The organism is Vallitalea guaymasensis, from assembly GCF_018141425.1.
Classification (GTDB): domain Bacteria; phylum Bacillota; class Clostridia; order Lachnospirales; family Vallitaleaceae; genus Vallitalea; species Vallitalea guaymasensis.
The window spans coordinates 2,016,872-2,033,508 of the sequence record NZ_CP058561.1 but is presented as its reverse complement, the minus strand read 5'-3'; the positions used below and the strand labels follow the sequence as shown (position 1 = coordinate 2,033,508).

Here is a 16,637-nt window from a genome sequence, read left to right as displayed (position 1 = left end):
AAATATGAGTCATCAAGTTGTCATAAAAAATGCCGTAAAAATATATGGTGACTACAAAGCAGTAAATAATGCTAATCTAACTATTAAGGAAGGCGAGCTATTTACACTACTTGGTCCATCAGGTTGTGGAAAAACAACACTACTTAGAATGATTGCAGGTTTCAATAGTATAGATGGGGGACATATCTCCTTTGGAGACAAAATAATAAATGATATTCCAGCTCATAAGAGAAACATAGGAATGGTTTTTCAGAACTATGCAATATTTCCACATATGTCTGTTTTCAACAATGTTGCATATGGTCTAAAAGCTAGAAAGATACATAAAGACGAAATTAACAAAAGAGTCATGGAAGCCTTGGAAATGGTACAAATGGCACAATTCAAAGATAGACAGCCATCACAATTAAGTGGTGGACAACAGCAAAGAATCGCACTGGCAAGAGCTATTGTCATTCATCCAGATGTATTATTGATGGACGAACCTCTTAGTAATCTTGATGCGAAATTACGTGTTCAGATGAGAACCATAATAAGAAAACTGCAAAAAGACCTTAAAATAACTACAATATACGTTACACATGACCAAGAAGAAGCATTAGCTATTTCTGATAGGATAGCAGTTATGAAATTAGGAGTAATTCAACAAGTAGGAACACCTGTTGAAATATATAAAGACCCACAGAATACTTTTATAGGTGATTTCATAGGTACTTCCAATTATCTAAAAGGTAAAGTGATAGAAAAAGATTCCAATGGTACTAGAATCAATATCAACAACAAGGTCATTAATATGAAATTGAAGAACGATTACAGTGGTGAAGTCATTGTTGGTGCTAGACCTGAAGAAATAATAATTGCAGATGCAAAAAAAGATGAGTTGAATGGAGAAATCGTCATCGGTACTTTTCTAGGTGATTTCATTAATTATGAAATCAGACTCACCAATGACCAGATTATTGAAGTCAATGAATACACAAAAGATGTATCCCATATAAGAAAATCTGGTGATAAAGTAAGTTTGATATTATCCACAGACAGAATACATATATATGACAGCACTGGCGAGGAGGTACTCCTATAATGAAACGAATAAGGAAATTCTTTAATTTCTGGAATGTAGTAAGAATCGTTGCATTCGCTACATTAGCTGTAGTATTGATATATCCTTTCTTCTCAATGCTTAGAGAGAGTTTTGTTTCACAAGAGACAGGTGGATTTACAATTGCCAATTACTTAGAATTTTTCAAATACCCATATTATTATAAAACACTTTTCAATAGTTTATCTGTTGTAATTACAGCAACTATTCTATCAACATTAATAGGTCTTCCAATGGCATACATAACAACACGTTATAATGTATGGGGTAAGCCATTAATTAATATAATGATTATTCTATCCCTATTATCACCACCATTCATTGGGGCATATTCTTGGATATTATTACTTGGTAGAAATGGATTCTTGACTAATATCTTTAGAAATATTGGAATAGAATTACCAACTATATATGGATGGACAGGTATAGTATTAGTATTCACATTGAAGTTCTTTCCTTATGTTTATCTCTTTGTTTCAGGAGCTCTCAAGAGTATGGACTCATCAATTGAAGAGGCAGCAGAAAACTTAGGGGTATCTGGAATCAAAAAACTATTTACTATTACTTTTCCACTAATACTACCTACTATAACAGCAGGAGCATTAATGGTATTCATGACATCTCTAGCTGATTTCGGTACACCTATGTTAATAGGTGAAGGATACAAAGTATTGCCTGTACTGATATATGAAGAATATATGAGTGAAATCGGCGGTAATGCTACAATAGCAAGTATGTTAAGTGTTATTATAATCATTTGTGCTGTAGCGATTTTACTAGTTCAGAAACTAGTAATTGCCAAAAAAAGCTATATGATGAGTTCACTTAGACCACCTAAAGTTGTAAAATTGACAAAAGGCAAAAGAATAGGATTAACAGCGTTCTGTTTAATTATAGCGGGTATTGCTATGATACAACAAGTTGTAGTTGTCATAACTTCATTTATCAAAACTAACGGACCTATCTTTGTAAAAGGTTTCAGCCTTGATAGTTATAAAATGATTATTAGTAAATTATCCACTAATATATCTAATACATTCCTATATTCAACAATAGCTATCATAATAATGGTTATTGCAGGATTACTATTATCTTATTTAATAGTAAGAAAGAAATCAAAAGTTAACAGCTTGCTTGATATATTGATTATGTTCCCTTATGTTATTCCAGGAGCGGTACTTGGTATCAGTCTTCTCGTAGCATTCAACAAGGGACCAGTTATGCTAGCTGGTACAGCATGGATTTTGATAATTGCATATGTTATCAGGAAACTGCCTTATACCATTAGGTCAAGTACAGCTATATTATATCAGATAGATCCTAGTATAGAAGAGGCTTCTATCAATCTAGGGGTTTCGCCTATGAAGACTTTCTTCAAGACTACTGCAAGGTTAATGGCACCTGGAGTATTATCTGGAGCTATACTTAGCTGGATTACTACTATAAATGAATTAAGTTCCAGTGTTATCCTGTATACTGGTAAAACGGCTACTATTTCAGTTGCTATCTATACAGAAGTTGTCAGAGCAAGTTTTGGTACTGCGGCGGCGTTAGCTTCTATATTGACTGTTACTACTATTGTATCTATTTTGATATTCAATAAGATATCTGGTGGTAAAGGAATAACTATGTAGATATTAGATTATAGTGGGATGGTGCGTGTAAATAATCCTTCATTTTACTTGCCTTACCCTGAGAAGCGGTCGGTCTGCGTAAAACGAAGGATTATTTACACTTGGCTAGAGTTTATTTTTCTAAATAATGGAGATATGCATAATTATATTGCGTGGCTAAAATATATTAGATATAATATAAAAAGAATTTAATTTATTAAAGAGATAACTTGAAAATGATATATATTTGAAAGGAACAGTGATTATGGACGTAATAGATTTACATACACATACCCTTTTTTCGGATGGAGATGCCACTGTTGAAGAAATACTTCAAGTAGCAGATGGATTAGGATACAAGATTGGCATCTCTGATCATGTTTTCTGCTCTAAAATGACTACCGAGAGTGCTATAGAGGAGTACCTTGACAAATTAGAACAATACAATGTTTACAAAGGCGTAGAAGCCAACATAGGAGACTACACTAAATGGTCCGATAAAATACTAGGCAAACTAGATTACGTAATATCAAGTGTACACACTTACAACGATACCATAAACCAACGTACTTGGTTAGCCGAATATTTCGGATATAGAGCAGGACACAGAGACAACTACAAACAAGACTACAAAACAACCGATTCCAGATACATACTAGAAGGCATACTTGAAACCATAACAAAAACCTTCCAAAGAACCAGAGTCGATATCCTAGGACATTGTACCGTACTACCATTCTACGAACAACTAATAGATACCGACTACATCAACACATGGGAAGAAGAACTACTAACTCTATGCGAAAAACACCAAGTAGCAATAGAAATAAGCGGTCTCTGGAAAGAACCAAACACCAATTTCCTTAAAAAAGCCTTGAAGAAAAACATTCTCTTTTCCCTAGGCAGCGACTGCCACAAAAAAAACGAAATATGCAACCTAAAATACCCCCTATCAACAATAAACAACCTCAACATCCCCGAAACAAAAATGTATACCATAAAATAATACAATAAAAAAAATAAAAAACCACAACCATAATAAACTAAACTATCATAAAAGTAATTATTATTAAATACTATACTTAAATTTAACAACCACACATAAGCAAGCACATATATAATTTTACACACCAAACGTAATGTTCGGCAATAAACCGTGTATAATAGTTGTATTTTACGCAGACCGACCGCTTCTCAGGGTAAGGCAAGTAAAATACAACTATTATACACCCTCTAGCCAAAAACAAAATCACCTACGAATTTTATTTACCATACCTATTCATTAAACTTACTACCTCCAACAGAAAGAGGGTTTGTCAAATGAAACCTAAAAGAACTTTGTTCCGCAAACTATTAATCATCTTCATTCTAATCGGTATCATACCACCCCTAGTCCTAACCCTTCTAGGATTCACTTTCTCGTCAAAAATTTTACAAGACGCAATATATGATGAAGCCTACGACAGCTTAATCAACATCAATAAAAATATAGATACCTTCCTTAATGAATATAAAACCATCGTTAACATGATAAGCACAGATTCTAAACTTCATAAAACTTTGTCAGGGAATGAAATATCAGACGACTACTACTACGAAATCAATCAAAAAATATACTTATTGTTAGCAAGTAAAAAGTATAAATTTCCAATATATATATTAGATACAAAAGGTAATGCAATATTTGAAACATCCCCACTACCCCAGATGTATAAAAATAATCTGCAAAATGGCTGGGGAGTCTTCAGAAAGATGGATGAAGACAAAGAAATAGTTTTATATCCAGAAAAATTCACTAACAATATGGGTGAAACCATTGTATTTTCCATGGGGAAAAAAATATACGACAACAATAATAACCCTGTAGGTTATATAATCATAGATATCAAGAGAAATGCCATAGTAGATATTATAAACACTATAGGAAACAGTAAATTAATAGATGTCATGTTATTGGATGAATTCTATTATATTATTACAGACGCTAATCATCCTGAAAAAGAAGGACTTTTTTGGGATTCACCATATAGAGATACAGTAGCCAAAAATAATAAGGGCAAAATAAATATAAGAGAAAATAATAAAATACCAAGTTTTATGGTCTATTACACATATGAACCTTCCACATTAAGAACGGTTGCCACTGTTCCACTGAATATAGTACAACAGAATAACAGCAATATACGGAAAACGATTATACAGAGTTTATTAATAAGCCTAACTCTTGCAGTGCTTATCTCGCTCATAGTGGCAAACTATATGATTAGACCTATTAAAAAACTCGTAAAAAGTATGAAAAGAGTTGAGGAAGGAGACTTGACAATCCAAATCAACCTTCATCGTAATGATGAGCTGGGTATGCTTGAAAACAGTTTTAACCAGATGGTAGTGAGATTAAAGGAATCTATAGATAATGCAATTGATAAACAACGTAGATTAAGAATTGCAGAAATAAATATACTTCAAGCACAGATTAAACCACATTTTCTATATAATACACTTGACGCTATAAAATGGATTGCAAAACTCAATAATGTAAAAGAAATAGGAGTTATTGCAACTCAACTGGGAAGTCTGTTGAGGAATAGTATCAACTGTGAACAAGAATTCTTGACAGTAAAAGACAACTTGGATTTGATAAACAATTATCTTGAAATACAGAAGATAAGATATAATGATGGGTTTGACGTCAATATAGCTACAGATGATGAAACTCTAGGATACTATATACCTAAGCTGATACTACAGCCAATAGTAGAAAATGCCATAGTTCATGGATTTGAGAATATAGATGAAAAAGGTATGCTGATAATAAGAGGATACAGAAAAGAGGATAATCTGTATTTTGAGGTATTGGATAATGGTATAGGTATGAATGAGGAACAGATAGAAGAAGCTCTGTCTAAGACAAATGATGATCATATAGGGTTGTACAATGTTGACCAAAGGGTAAAATTGTATTATGGAAGTTTGAGCGGGGTTACTATTGAGAGTAAACCTGATAAAGGGACAAAGGTGATTATAAAAATACCAATTAAAGCATATTACAAAGATAAATACTGATATATCTGAAAGGTTGGTTTTTATGGTAAAAGTTGTAGTTGTGGAAGATGAAATGTTAACAAGGAAAGGACTTGTGGTTACTACACCTTGGGATGAATTAGGCTGTAAAGTTGTAGGGGAAGCTTCTAATGGGCTGGAAGGTATAGAAATCATCTCAAAGGTAAAACCACATATTATAATTACAGATGTACGAATGCCAAAAATGGATGGGATTAAAATGATAAAAGAACTTCAGAATAAGACTAAGGCTGAATACATAATCATATCAGGCTATGATGAATTCAAGTATGCCCAACAAGCCATCTCTTTAGGTGTAAAAGAATATCTGCTGAAACCAGTTGAAGATGGTGAATTATTCAATGCACTAACGAAAATAGTCAATTCCATAGAAAACAAGAAAGAAGTTTATGAGCAGGATGTTGAAGAATTAGAAACTGTACTAGATTTTCGTGAATACGATAAAACCAGCAAAGTAGAAGGTAAGATAAAATATGTGGTGAAAGCTATAAAATGCATAGAAAATGATTATTACAACGACGTCAATATAAAGGATGTAGCAGAGAAATTATATATTACAGAAAGTTATCTCAGCAGATTGTTCAAAAAAGAGACGGGATATACATTCGTTGACTATTTGACGAGATATAGATGCAAAAAAGCAATCCAATTATTACAAGAGGAAAATATCAAGATATATCAAGTTGCGGAATTAGTAGGATTCAATGACTCAAGATATTTTAGTTCAATATTCAAAAAATATGTTGGTATAACACCTACTCAGTTAAAAGAGCAATTATAGAAATTTTATAAAAACCCTTGTTAATTACCTTGATAAACTATAAAATATAAACGAAAAGATAATATGAATGTCTATACTTGGGTTAAGGAAAGAAAAATATGGGTAAGAAACAGATTAACATAATATTGATGGGATTTGTAATGATATGTCCTTTTCTACAAGGAGCATATTTTTATCATGGGGCATATCTTGCTGGAGCCATTCTATTAATGATTCTTATGTATTACATTATTATTAATAGAAAATTGCGATTGGAACGAAGTCTTAATCACTTACTAATTTTAATAGGTATATTATTATATTTAGTATCTATTTTCCATGCTGTTGATAAAGGTATGGCTTATATGGGGTTCTTAAAAGTATTGGTCGTATATTTGTTCTATTTGGTTATCATGCAGACCAATATGGATAGAAAGGCTTTTACAGATGCCCTTTCTTTTTGTGGAATAATAATGTCAGCTATAAGTCTAACAGCTTTTTTCATACCTTGTTTAGGAGAAGAGTTGATACAGAAAGGAAGATTAGGTTCTTTTTTTCAATATCCAAATACTTTTGCTCTTTTTATCTTGGTATGTACCATACTGGTAGTTAACAGGGAAAAACTAAAAGCCTATCATATAATAGGCATAATAATTATGTGGGCTGCACTCTTATTAACTTTTAGCAGAAGCATGTATATAATAGCAATTGGTACATTACTGATTATTATTATCTATGATAGGAAAAAGATTAAATATTTGATACCAGCTGTATTATTAGGAACAGCAGTATGGTATATAATCATGACATTCGGTGATTTTACCCATATGTTTGATAGAATTGAAGAGACATCTACTCAAACTAGCGAATGGCTCACAAGACTGTTGTATTACAAGGACAGTATATCAATAATGAAGGATTATCCCTTTGGGAGTGGACACTTAGGTTATTTTTATATACAAAGAAAATATCAGACAGGAGCCACTTATTATGTAAAATATATACATAGTAATGTGTTACAGGTCGTTATGGATATTGGTATAGTAGGTTTTGCCCTAATGGGTATATACTTTGTCTATAATACATTAAGTAAGAGATTAACATTCTATGATAAACTAATTATATTCATCATATTTGGACATGGTGCCATTGATTTTGACTGGCAGTTTTTGGTTATTGGATTTTTGATATTAATCATAGTTTTTGTAGATGAGGCAAAAATAAAAGAAACAAATATTACAGGGATCAAAACGTTAGGTACATTTATCATTACCAGTGTCTTACTAATCAATTATATCTATATGGCGTTAAACTCCTATTTGGCTTATATAGGAGATTACGAGGATTCCTTAAGGTTATATCCATATAATACAGAAGCTAAGATTAATCTAGCTAGTGAATATAGAGATACAGATCCAATAAAGGCGTATAAACTAGCTGATGAAATAATTAGTCAGAATCCCTATTCAATAAACGGATACATCATTAAAAGAGATATAGATTATGAGAACTATGAATTAGAAAAAGCCTATGAATCTGCAAAAAAGATAGTTGACCTTAATCCTCTGAGCATCAAAAATCTAGAAAAATATAGTAGTATATTATTAGATATGGTGAGGGACAGTATAAAGAATGATAGAGAAAGAGAGGCTCTTAACAGACTGAAACTGATTTTTGAAATTCCTTATCATCTTAATAAACTTGCAAAAGAAAGGCTTACTGATTATAATGTTAAACATATACCTAGACTATATATGTCAAAAAAGCTAATAGGCAATAATGTAGAAGCAGAAAAACTATATGACAAAATTATACAGGATTAACATGTCAGAGGTTGATTAAACCCTTTGGTTCATGTTAATAATATAATTTGAATACGAGGTGGAATTATGAATAATGATAAGAAGAAAAAGAAAATGGATATTATCAGTAAAATGACTATTATCGGTGTTTTAGGACTTGCAGTTATTCTTATAGTTGTATTTGCTATGGTATTCGGTGGTGGTAAAAAGAAGAACACCAACAATAAAGTTGACCAGGAAACTGAAATACCTGTAGACAATAATGACGTTGGCAGGGATATTGAATATGAAAGAGCATTAGGGGTTGTACAAAAAGTTGATACAGTAAATGATACATTGACAATATTTAATATTGATAGTAACGAATCTGCCACATTGAACATGGATAGTGCTGTTGATATCCAAGATGAATACGGATCATTAATGACACTTGTTCAATTCAATAAAGGGGATATGATAGAAACAAAATACGACAAAGACAAAATGAGACCAGAATATGTTCACAAGACTGCAAAAACGTGGAAAAGAAATAAAATCAATGGTGCAGTTGTGGATAAAGAAAAAAGTACTATTACAATAGGTAATGACAAATATAACTATACAGGAGAATTGGTGACAATTTTCAATGGAAATCCATTTGATATTAACGATTTAACTGAAGAAGATGAAGTTACCTTATTAGGATACAAAGATATTGTTTGGACTATAATCATGGAAAACGGACATGGATATATTCAACTTAAGAACCATAGTAATTTCATAGGAGGAACATTACAGATTGGTACCAATAAAACAGTGGATATAAAAGATGTTACCCTAGTACCTGTACCTGTAGGTGTACATGATATTATTGTTACCAATGACCAAGCTACTTATGAAACAGAAGTTATGGTGGATAAAGACCAGAAAGTTGTTGTTAACGTAAAAGATGCTACTCCAAAAAAAGGTATGGTTCAATTCAGTGTAACACAAGAAGGAGTTTCATTTTCCATTAATGGTGAAGTCTACAGTGATTTTTCAGAGCCAATTCCTCTAGACTATGGTAATTATACCGTAAAAGTCGTGAAAGATAACTATGTTGATTGGGAAAAAGAACTTGTCGTGAATAAATCATTTACAACTTTTGAAATAAACTTGGAGAAAAAACCAACTTATATTCATGTAGATAGTCCTGTAGGAGTAGATATATATATAGATGGTAATTATATTGGTGAAATACCAATTACTACGCCAATAAATCCAGGTGAACATACAATAACCCTTAGAAAAGATGGATATTATTCTACAATGCATCAGTTAGTTATTGAAGATAATGGTGAAGACGCTTACTATACTTTACCTAAGTTGAGTAAAATTGATAAGGATTTAATTAATGACCCAAATAATGGAACTACTACACCTGACAACAATACTGATACTAATATAAATAATGGTAATAATAATGAATTAAATAATAATGGATCTAATGAAGAAGATAAAGATACGCCATCTTCTAATGATGTATATGATGATTAGATTCAAATAATATATAATAAATTTGGAGGTAGACTTGTGGATTATTTAAAAGAGTATAATATGTGGCTGGACAACGACTATTTTGATGAAGAAACAAAAAAAGAATTGAGAGAGATCAAAGACAATGATATGGAGATTCAAGAAAGATTCTATAAAGAGCTGGAATTCGGTACAGGTGGACTTAGAGGCATCATAGGTGCTGGTAATAATAGAATGAATATCTATACTGTCAGAAAAGCAACTCAAGGTTTAGCTAATTATATTAAGATAAATGGACAGGAAGCAATTGATAAAGGAGTTGTCATAGCTTATGACTCTAGGTATATGTCTCCTGAATTTGCAGATGAAGCAGCCCTTGTATTGAATGCTAATGGTATAAAAGCTTATGTTTTTGAAAGTCTTAGACCAACACCAGAATTATCTTTTGCAGTTAGAGAGCTAGGAGCTATAGCAGGAATTGTTGTAACTGCAAGTCATAATCCTGCAGAATACAATGGTTACAAAGTATATTGGGAAGATGGAGCTCAGATTACATCTCCAAAAGATGTTGAAATAATAGGTGAAGTAAAGAAAGTTACGGATTACAAAGATGTAAAATCAATGGATAAAGAAACTGCTTCAAAAGAAGGATTATATAATGTCATTGGAAAAGAAATTGACGATAGGTATATTGAAGAACTAAAAAAACAAATTATTAATCCTGATGCAATCAAAAAGGCTTCTGAAGATTTTTCTATAGTATATACTCCTCTTCATGGAACTGGAAATATACCTGTAAGAAGAATTTTAGACGAGATAGGTTTCAAAAATGTCAATGTTGTAGGAGAACAAGAATTACCTGACAGTAATTTCTCAACAGTAAGCTATCCTAATCCAGAAGATATAAAAGCCTTCAAACTTGCAATTAAGCTGGGAAAAGAGAAAAATGCAGATGTTATATTAGCCACAGACCCAGATGCAGATAGATTAGGTGTACTGGTTAAAAAAGATGATGATTATATTGCTCTAACTGGAAATATGATAGGTGTTTTATTACTGGACTATATATTATCCCAGAAAAAAGCAAATAATAAACTACCTGAGAATGGTGCTGTCATTGAAACCATTGTGTCAACTGATATGGCAAGTGTAATAGCAGATAGCTATAATGTAAAACTATTCAAGGTTCTAACAGGATTCAAATATATTGGTGAAAAAATTAAAGAATTCAAGGAAGAAGATACCTATGAATATCTATTCGGTTTTGAAGAAAGTTATGGTTGCTTAATTGGTACACATGCTAGAGATAAAGATGCTGTTGTAGCAACAATGACGGTTTGTGAACTGGGAGCATACTACAAATTAAAAGGATTAACTCTTTATGATGCATTAATAGAAGTATATGAAAAATACGGTTACTACAAAGAAACACTTGAATCTGTAACTTTGAAAGGTATTGAAGGAGTTAACAAAATAAAACATATATTAAGTACACTAAGGAATGAGCCTCCTAAGGACATTAATGGTATCAAAGTAATAGAAGCAGTAGATTACTTGGAAGATACAGATCTGCCAAAATCCAATGTACTATACTATACTTTAGAAGATGGATCATGGTTCTGCGTAAGACCATCAGGAACAGAACCAAAAATCAAATTCTATTTTGGTATAAAAGATTCAAGTAATGATGAAGCAGACAAACACTTAAAAGAATTCTCTAAAGGAGTAATGAAAATTATTAACGATATTATTCAATAATTAGGGTATAATTTCAACAAGGAAACAATAAAATAATATAAATAGAAATTTTATGGTGAAAGCATGAAAAAAATTATTTTTATTTTGTGTTTACTTATAGTGTTTGCATTTACAGCATGTGGTAACAAGGCTGAAGAACAGGAAGATGAAGATAAAATAAGAGATCTTGAATTCACAGTTGTAGAAGATAAAGATGTACCAGATGTCATAAAACAAAAGATAGAAGAGTCCAAGATGGAACCATTCAAGTTTAGTTTCAGTGATGGGCAGTATTTATACATAGTTGTTGGATATGGAGAACAGCCAACAGGTGGATATAGTATACAAGTAAAAGAAGTATACGAATCCAAGGATTATGTTGTAATCTTGACTGAGTTGCTAGGACCATCAAAAGATGATACAGTCACTATGAGCTTATCGTATCCATATGTAGTAGTAAAAACAGAAGACTTGTCATTACCAGTTTACTATAAGTAGAAATGAAGGGGAAAAGATAACTTTTCCCCTAAAATATTGTAAAGCTACCAATAATTAGTAATAACGACTTTCGTTTTCAGTAAAATACTTTTAAATACTAAAGAACCATTAGAGGTGATTAATAATAGAATAGTAATACAGTGAATAAAAATTCTAGGGGTCGTATAAAAATGAAGAAATTGGATAAACTAATAGTTAGAGAATGGATTACAGCATTAATATATTCAATAGTGATTGTAGGTGTTATTTCTTTAATAATTTGGCCTATGAAAGTAAAAGGCAGATCTATGGAGAACACTTTATATGATAACGACTATATATTAGTATCTAAAGCCATTACACTAATAACAGAATATAAGAAAGGCGATCTAATTATACTTTGTTATGAAGAGAATGGAAAAGTCAATAGGATAGTCAAGAGAATTATTGGACTTGAAGGAGATCATATTCAGATAATAGATAATAAAGTTATAAGAAATGGCCAAATTCTAGAAGAAAATTATGTAAAAGGAACCACCATAGGAAATATAGACCTATATGTACCCAAAGGAAATGTATTTTTTCTGGGAGATAATAGAAGTTTAAGTAAGGATAGTCGCATTCTAGGATGTTTTAACAAGAGCAAAATTAAGGGAAAAGTTATAATAAAGTTGTAGCTTCCCAAATAAAAAAACCATAAAATAGTAAAAAAGTCTCTTAATTCTATTGACATTTATGGTGTAATTTGATATAATTTAAAAATTTATTGACCTGCTTATAGTATTATGATATACTAGTAGTAGTTGTTAAAGATGAGGTGGTTAAAAATGATTGCAAAAGAAGATATTACCGAGGTAAGAAAACGCGTAGACGGTTATGTCGGTAGTAAAGTTTTAGTTAAAGCTAATAAGGGACGAAAAAGAATTGTCATTAAACAGGGTGTATTACAGAGCACATATCCAAGCATTTTTGTAGTCAAAGTCCAAAACGAACTACAAAATACTTATAGAACTGTTTCATATAGTTATACAGATATATTGACTAATAACGTTGAATTATCGTTATGTCAGGAATAAATTTGCAGGTAATTTTTAGGTATTGTATCTAACAATTAAAAAATAGTCATAAAATCCTTCCTAACCTTAATATAATAATATAGACAAAGGTTTTAGGAGGGATTTTTTTGAGTTTAGAACTGGAGCAAAGAAATATAGCGTTAATTAAACCGAAAGGTAGCCGAGTTCTTCAGATGACAATAGATGAAGATATTAATGTGCCAGATATCAAGCCTGACATTGATAAGATCTTGCAGAGCAATTCGGTGGTAAACATTACAGGTACTGATGTTTATGATTCTAAAGTTTTAGTTAAAGGTGAATTTGGTTGTAAGGTGCTGTATGTACCTCTTAATGATTCAAAGCCTGTACATAATATGATAAGTCTTATTCCTATAGAGGAGACCATTAATATTGATGATGTATCCAAAAGCGATAGTATTAAGACAGAATATGTCATAGAAGAGATGAAGATAACACCAATCAACACTAGAAAAATCAATGTCAAGTCAATCGTACAAGTCAAGGTTATGGTTGATGAGAAAAAAGAAATGTATGTTCCTACAGACATTTGTGGTGCCCAGGATATCCAAAGCAGATGGGATGACATTACAATGTGTAAAATGCATACATCCAAAAAAGAGACTTATAAAATAAAAGATGAATTAGCCATTCCAAGCAGTAAACCAAATATCATGGAGATATTGTGGTATGATAGGACTATTAAGAACAAGGAATTTAGACTATTGGATGATAAGATCAATATCAAGGGAATTGTTGCACTTGATACTCTATATCTAGGAGAATCAGGGGAAAACAATCTTGAATTCGTTGAACATGAGATGCCTTTTAACGGTGTAATTGAATGTAATGGTGTCAACGAGGATATGTATTATGATATTGATATAAAAATTGTAGATGATAAGATTCAGATAAGACCGGACCTTGATGGAGAAGAGAGAGTATTCTCTGTAGATATAGTGACCCAGTTGGATATCAAGGTATACTCTGAAGAAAAAAATAGTATCCTTACAGATGTCTATTCCCTATCCAAAGAAATTGAGTTGGAAAAAGAAAATGTGAGCTATGAAACATTGCTTTGCAAGAATCAAAGCCAGTGTAAAATAAAAGAAACCATTGAAATGGATGCGAATGATCCTGATATCATGCAGATATACTATGCAACAGGTGATGTCAATATTGATAATGTAGATGTGTTTGAAGATAAAGTAGAAGTTGAAGGCGTTGTATTTGGTAAAATATTGTATGTAGCAGCAGATGATAATAACCCTATTAACGTTTATAACGCTGTTTTACCATTTAATCAGGTTATAGATACAGAAGGTATCAGAAACGACAGTAGAATGTCTATAAGGCCATCTATAAGCTATATTAACTGTAGTATGTTAGGAGAAAAGGAAGTTGAAGTGAAATGCGGAGTTAATCTAGATACGATTGTATTTGATAATCAAGAATTGGATATAATCAATGGGTTGACAGAAGCTGAAATAGATATGAAAAAACTTCAAAACACTCCAAGTGTAGTTGGATATATTGTCAAAGACAATGAATCATTATGGGATATAGCAAAAACATATTCAACTAAGGTAGATGACATAAAAGCTGTTAATAATTTAGATACAGTGGATGTAAAAAGAGGGGATAAATTAATAATAGTCAAAAACATTGATAGCCTTGAAATTTAAGAACGCTTAGCGTTCTTTTTTTCTCTTTTTCTTGATTTATAAATATACATTGTATATAATATTAAGTATACAAGGTACAAGCTAGTTGGGAAAAGATTAAAAAGCTGAAAGGGTCATTATGTATAGAATTAATATTAAGGCTAGAGCCAAGATTAATATATCCCTTGATGTAATAGGGAAAAGAGAAGACGGTTACCATGATGTAAAGATGATCATGCAGACTATTAACTTATACGATAAAATAAATATAAAAAAGATAAGAAAAGATGAAATAAAGATTCAAACCAACTTGTCCTTTCTACCAGTTGATGAAAGGAATCTAGTATATAAAGTTATAAAATACCTAAAGGAAAAATATAAAATAAAAACTGGAGTTTTTGTTGATTTATATAAAGTCATACCAGTAGCAGCAGGTCTTGCTGGTGGTAGCAGTGATGCGGCAGCTACTTTAGTAGGCATGAACAAACTTTTTAATCTTCGCATGTCCATGAATGAAATGATGGAGATAGGTACTATGTTTGGCGCAGACATTCCTTATTGCTTGCTTAGGGGAACAGCTCTTAGTGAAGGAATTGGTGAAAAGTTGACATCTCTAGGTCGTTTTCCAGACGCATACGTTGTTATTGCAAAGCCTGGTATTAATGTTTCAACTGGTTTTGTGTACGGCAATCTTGATTTAAGCAGTATAGATGTTAGACCTGACACAGATAAGATTATAGAAGGCATTGATAAAGGTGATTTACATCAGATTTGTAATAACATGGGAAATATCTTGGAGACAGTCACAATAAAAAAATATCCTGTAATAAATGAAATAAAAGATTATATGATGGAAAATGGAGCTATAGGTTCATTGATGACTGGAAGTGGACCATCTGTTTTTGGTATATTAGAGGACAAGCATAAAGCTTATAATCTAGCCCATAAGTTGAAGGTAAACAATATAGCAAAATTCGTGTATACCACAACAATATTCAATAGCTAAAAATTTTCTAATGAAAGAAAGGATGTATCAAGGTAATGGATGATAAATTGAAAGTTAATCTTAATGAATACCTGCCCCTAAGAGATGTTGTATTCAATACGTTAAGAGAGGCCATTCTAAAAGGAGAGCTTGTTGCTGGTGAGAGGCTGATGGAAAAACAACTTGCTGAGAGAATGGGAGTCAGCAGAACACCAATTAGAGAAGCTATTAGAAAATTAGAACTTGAAGGATTAGTAGTAATGATACCTAGAAAAGGCGCAGAGGTAGCAAAAATTACTCATAAAGATATAAAAGATGTATTGGAAGTAAGAGCAGCACTTGAAGAACTAGCAGTAAAGATAGCGTGCGAAAAGATGTCAGAGGAGTCTTTGGTTGATCTTAAAAGGACAACTCACAAATTCCAAACAGCCTGTGAAGAACATGACATAGAGCAGATAATCAAGAAAGATGTTGAATTCCACGATATAATCTTCAATTCAACTGAAAACGAGAAGTTGATACAAATAATAAATAACCTAAGAGAACAAATCTATCGTTATAGAGTTGAATATATAAGAAAAGTTGCTGATTTTGGTATATTAGTAAAAGAACATGACCTGATTGTAAAATCAATAGAAAACAGGGATGTAGACGAAGCTAGAAAGATAGCCATGCAGCATATAGTTAATCAAGAAATAGCAGTTATAGAGATATTTGATAAAAAAAATAAATAATAAGTCTCAAAATAAAAAAGATGAGGTATTGGTTATAAAGCTAATAGCTTATTTTTTTTATCCAAAAAATAGTTTACTTATATTGAATAAAAACATCTATAAATACAAAAAA

General features: G+C 31.7%; 14 protein-coding genes. All 14 read left to right on the top strand.

The genetic code is table 11. The annotated features are described in order from the left end of the window. Positions 1-4: 4 nt before the first annotated feature. The 14 genes from HYG85_RS09145 to HYG85_RS09080 all read left to right on the top strand — a co-directional run bounded on the left by HYG85_RS09145 (position 5) and on the right by HYG85_RS09080 (position 16,525). Positions 5-1,084 carry an ABC transporter ATP-binding protein gene (locus HYG85_RS09145; RefSeq protein WP_212693200.1) on the top strand — a complete coding sequence of 360 codons (1,080 nt, stop codon included), beginning with the start codon at positions 5-7 and terminating at the stop codon, positions 1,082-1,084. Further along, positions 1,084-2,736 (top strand): ABC transporter permease, encoded by a 1,653-nt coding sequence (locus HYG85_RS09140; RefSeq protein WP_212693199.1) that lies wholly within the window; start codon positions 1,084-1,086, stop codon positions 2,734-2,736. The genes HYG85_RS09145 and HYG85_RS09140 overlap by 1 nt, the downstream gene beginning before the upstream one ends. 244 nt (positions 2,737-2,980) lie before the next feature. Next, positions 2,981-3,721, top strand: a complete 741-nt coding sequence (locus HYG85_RS09135) for a PHP domain-containing protein (protein WP_212693198.1) — start codon at positions 2,981-2,983, stop codon at positions 3,719-3,721. Between the two features lie 314 nt (positions 3,722-4,035). Continuing rightward, positions 4,036-5,778, top strand: a complete 1,743-nt coding sequence (locus tag HYG85_RS09130; protein WP_212693197.1) for a sensor histidine kinase — start codon at positions 4,036-4,038, stop codon at positions 5,776-5,778. 22 nt (positions 5,779-5,800) lie between these two features. Beyond that, positions 5,801-6,577 (top strand): response regulator transcription factor, encoded by a 777-nt coding sequence (locus HYG85_RS09125; RefSeq protein WP_212693196.1) that lies wholly within the window; start codon positions 5,801-5,803, stop codon positions 6,575-6,577. Positions 6,578-6,675: 98 nt separating this feature from the next. Then, positions 6,676-8,379 (top strand): O-antigen ligase family protein, encoded by a 1,704-nt coding sequence (locus tag HYG85_RS09120; RefSeq protein ID WP_212693195.1) that lies wholly within the window; start codon positions 6,676-6,678, stop codon positions 8,377-8,379. 66 nt (positions 8,380-8,445) lie between these two features. Continuing rightward, complete coding sequence (locus HYG85_RS09115) at positions 8,446-9,873, top strand: PEGA domain-containing protein (protein WP_212693194.1); 1,428 nt, start codon at positions 8,446-8,448, stop codon at positions 9,871-9,873. Between the two features lie 36 nt (positions 9,874-9,909). Then, a complete protein-coding gene (locus HYG85_RS09110) occupies positions 9,910-11,610 on the top strand; it encodes a phospho-sugar mutase (RefSeq protein WP_276515028.1) in 1,701 nt (566 codons plus the stop codon). A 63-nt stretch (positions 11,611-11,673) separates the two neighbouring features. After that, a complete protein-coding gene (locus HYG85_RS09105; RefSeq protein WP_113672649.1) occupies positions 11,674-12,087 on the top strand; it encodes a protease complex subunit PrcB family protein in 414 nt (137 codons plus the stop codon). Positions 12,088-12,257: 170 nt separating this feature from the next. After that, positions 12,258-12,743: a signal peptidase I gene (gene lepB, locus HYG85_RS09100; RefSeq protein ID WP_212693193.1), complete on the top strand. Its 486-nt coding sequence runs from the start codon at positions 12,258-12,260 to the stop codon at positions 12,741-12,743. A gap of 135 nt (positions 12,744-12,878) precedes the next feature. Beyond that, the gene (locus HYG85_RS09095) at positions 12,879-13,142 is read left to right on the top strand and encodes a Veg family protein (protein ID WP_242986416.1); all 264 of its coding nucleotides are present in this window, start codon (positions 12,879-12,881) and stop codon (positions 13,140-13,142) included. Between the two features lie 107 nt (positions 13,143-13,249). After that, positions 13,250-14,827 (top strand): DUF3794 and LysM peptidoglycan-binding domain-containing protein, encoded by a 1,578-nt coding sequence (locus HYG85_RS09090; RefSeq protein ID WP_212693192.1) that lies wholly within the window; start codon positions 13,250-13,252, stop codon positions 14,825-14,827. Positions 14,828-14,945: 118 nt separating this feature from the next. After that, entirely contained in the window at positions 14,946-15,812 is an 867-nt protein-coding gene (gene ispE, locus HYG85_RS09085) for a 4-(cytidine 5'-diphospho)-2-C-methyl-D-erythritol kinase (protein ID WP_212693191.1), read from the top strand. 35 nt (positions 15,813-15,847) lie between these two features. Continuing rightward, positions 15,848-16,525 (top strand): GntR family transcriptional regulator, encoded by a 678-nt coding sequence (locus HYG85_RS09080; protein ID WP_113672644.1) that lies wholly within the window; start codon positions 15,848-15,850, stop codon positions 16,523-16,525. Positions 16,526-16,637: the final 112 nt, after the last annotated feature.